Source organism: Streptomyces sp. NPDC058620 (assembly GCF_042717135.1).
Classification (GTDB): Bacteria; Actinomycetota; Actinomycetes; order Streptomycetales; family Streptomycetaceae; genus Streptomyces.
Genome location: NZ_JBHXQO010000110.1, coordinates 1 through 2,960 on the forward strand (window position 1 = coordinate 1; position 2,960 = coordinate 2,960).

Genomic DNA, 2,960 nt, shown 5'->3' on the forward strand with positions numbered 1-2,960 from the left:
TCCGCCCGCGGCTTGCGGGCGCCCCCCCGCCCCCCCCCACACACACTATAAAAACTGTACCCACCCCCCGGGCCCCCCGGGGGGGGGGCGGCCCCCCGTGCCCCCCCCCCCCTCCCGCGTTCGGTCCGAGGCGACGGAGCGGATCAGTACAGAGCGCCTCAGTCCGCCCCGCAGATCCGCAGGCCCTTAGGGGTCGCGCACGGCAGGTGGCCGTGGGTCCTGATGACGTCCTGGCCGCTGCCCCGGCTCAGATAGCCGAGGAAGCTGGAGGCCAGCGAGTCGGCGGGCGGCTGACCGTAGCTGTAGGCGTACTCGATCTCGCGGTACGGATAGGCGCTGCTGCCGATCGTGTCGACGGACGGGGTGCTGCCGTCGATGGCGAGCTGGTGGAGCCCCTTCAGTTCCGTTCCGGCGCGCAGTTCGCTGTAGCCGATGGCTCCGGGGAGCCGGGCCACGGTGGACAGGACCTGTTCGGTGCTGTCGAGTTCGCAGCGGGTGACCGCGGACTGCGGGTCGTCCTTGGTGGCGCAGTCGCGGGAGGACTGGGCGGGTTCGTTGCGGCCAAGCACGCGCCGCTGGAAGACCTCGCGGGTGCCGGAGTTGGCGTCCCTGCTTACCAGCAGCACCTTCAGGTCGGGGCCGCCGAGGACCTTCCAGTTGCGGATGTCGCCCCGGTAGATCTTCCGGATGTCCTCCAGCGAGAGGTCGCGCACCGGCACCCGGTCGTTGACGACGAGGGAGAAGAGCGAGACCGCGATGCGGTTCTCGCGCAGCTGCGGGTAGCCGTCCGGCTTCGGGCCGTCGGAGAGGGCGACCAGCGCGGGGGAGCCGGACGTGGCCTCGGCGCCCTGGTCGGCGAGCCGCCGTATGCCGGCGTTGGAGCCGTGCGCGTCCACGTGGATGGTGGAGCCCTCGCACTCCTTCTCGTACTTCTCCGCCAGTTCCCGTACGACGGGGGCGAAGGCGGTGGACCCGGTGACCGTCAGCTCGCCCCCGGCGCAGCCGATCGGCGGCGGGCTGTCGTCCCGTACGAGGATGATCGAGGCGAGCGTGACCACGCAGATGGTCAGGGCCACGGTGATCAGCCGGGCGGCCCGGCCGAACAGGGGCGGTTTCTCGTCGGGGCGGGCGGCCTTGTTCGGCCGCACCTCGCCGTCCCGGATGCCTCCGCTGACGCTGATGGGGCTGCCCACGCTCCCGCCGGTGAGCAGCACGAGCAGTTTGAAGTGCTCGTTGCGGTTGAGCGGGACGCGGGGGAGCCGGATCAGGGGCCCGCTGAGCCGCATGCCGCCGGCCGGGGTGAAGTGCTCCATCAGGTGGTCGGCGTTCGGTGACTGCGTGACGGCTATCCCGCGGACCGTGCGTCCGGTGAACTCGACGGTCAGGCCGTGCAGTTCGCGGCCCGTGTAGTCGCTGTCCCCGATGGACTGCGAGCCGTCGTTCTCGACGCGCAGCAGGACGAGCGTGGCATCGGCCATGTCCGGTGTCTCGTTGAAGAGCCCGAGCCGCACATTGGCCCGCCCCTGACTGACGTCACTGCCGATCGGGGTGTCCATCTGGACCCGGTAGCCGATGCGTTTGCGCCGGGGTACGCGGCGCTCATACCAGAGCACCCCGACGGAGGCCAGTACACCCAGTACGGCGGTGAGTACGGCCACGACGTTCTCGGCGCTGAACCACTCCACGACTTCCTCGCACTCCCCCGAGCACTCCTGCGAACACTCCCGCGACGCGCACGGGCGTGCGCCTGGCGCGGCCAACAGTTCGCGTCACCGTACGGGTGCCGCAAGGGAGTTGAAGGGTGCGAAGAGGTCCCGTCGACTGAAGTTCGCCGGTTGTTCGCCCGCTCCGCCAACCTTGGTCTAGACCTTGACAGGTACAGACCATTCCGCTTGAGTGACGGTCACCCCCCATGGCGGCGTACGGGCATCCCCTGCGCCGCGTCGAAGGAGTGATCACCTTGATCAGACGCGTCCTGAGTCTGCTGACCGCGCTGGGCGCGGTCGTCGCGACGATCGTCATCCTCCCCGCCACCACGGCCGCGGCGGCCACCTGCGCCCCTGCGTGGAACGCCTCGTCCGTCTACACCGGAGGCGGCACGGCCTCCTACAACGGGCACAACTGGTCCGCGAAGTGGTGGACCCAGAACGAGGTCCCGGGCACGGCCCAGGTCTGGGCCGACGCCGGCACCTGCGGTTCCGGCGGCGGTACGGACCCGGGCGAGCCCAACCCGTCGGGCTTCGTCGTCAGCGAGGCGCAGTTCAACCAGATGTTCCCGAGCCGGAATTCTTTCTACACCTACAGCGGACTGACCGCGGCCCTGAGCGCCTACCCGGCGTTCGCCACCACCGGCAGCGACACGGTCAAGCGCCAGGAGGCGGCGGCGTTCCTCGCCAACGTCAGCCATGAGACCGGCGGTCTGGTGCACATCGTCGAACAGAACAAGGCCAACTACCCCCACTACTGCGACAGCAGTCAGCCCTACGGCTGCCCCGCGGGCCAGGCCGCCTACTACGGGCGCGGCCCCATCCAGCTCAGCTGGAACTTCAACTACAAGGCGGCCGGTGACGCCCTCGGGCTCGACCTCCTCCGCAACCCGTACCTGGTGGAGCAGAACGCCTCCGTGGCCTGGAAGACCGGCCTCTGGTACTGGAACACCCAGAACGGCCCCGGCACCATGACGCCCCACAACGCCATGGTCAACGGCGCCGGATTCGGCGAGACGATCCGCTCGATCAACGGCAGCCTGGAGTGCAACGGCGGCAACCCCGCCCAGGTCCAGAGCCGCATCGACAAGTACCGGGCCTTCACCCAGATCCTGGGCACCACCCCCGGCTCGAACCTGAGCTGCTGACCGAGGCCCCCACCCGGACGGGGGGGGGGGGCGGCCCCCGGCCGGCGGCCCCCCCCCGTGGGTTGCCCGGGGGGCGGGTGTGCCGGACGGGGGTCACCAGCGGCGG

General features: G+C 70.4%; 2 protein-coding genes. One reads left to right on the top strand and one right to left on the bottom strand.

Annotated features, from left to right (window positions below; translation table 11 throughout):
• Window positions 1-158: 158 nt before the first annotated feature.
• Window positions 159-1,685 carry a substrate-binding domain-containing protein gene (locus ACFWSK_RS36985; RefSeq protein ID WP_383796380.1) on the bottom strand — a complete coding sequence of 509 codons (1,527 nt, stop codon included), beginning with the start codon at window positions 1,683-1,685 and terminating at the stop codon, window positions 159-161.
• A gap of 275 nt (window positions 1,686-1,960) precedes the next feature.
• Here ACFWSK_RS36985 and ACFWSK_RS36990 point away from each other — a divergent pair, with 275 nt between their 5' ends.
• Window positions 1,961-2,854, top strand: a complete 894-nt coding sequence (locus tag ACFWSK_RS36990; protein ID WP_383796383.1) for a glycoside hydrolase family 19 protein — start codon at window positions 1,961-1,963, stop codon at window positions 2,852-2,854.
• Window positions 2,855-2,960: the final 106 nt, after the last annotated feature.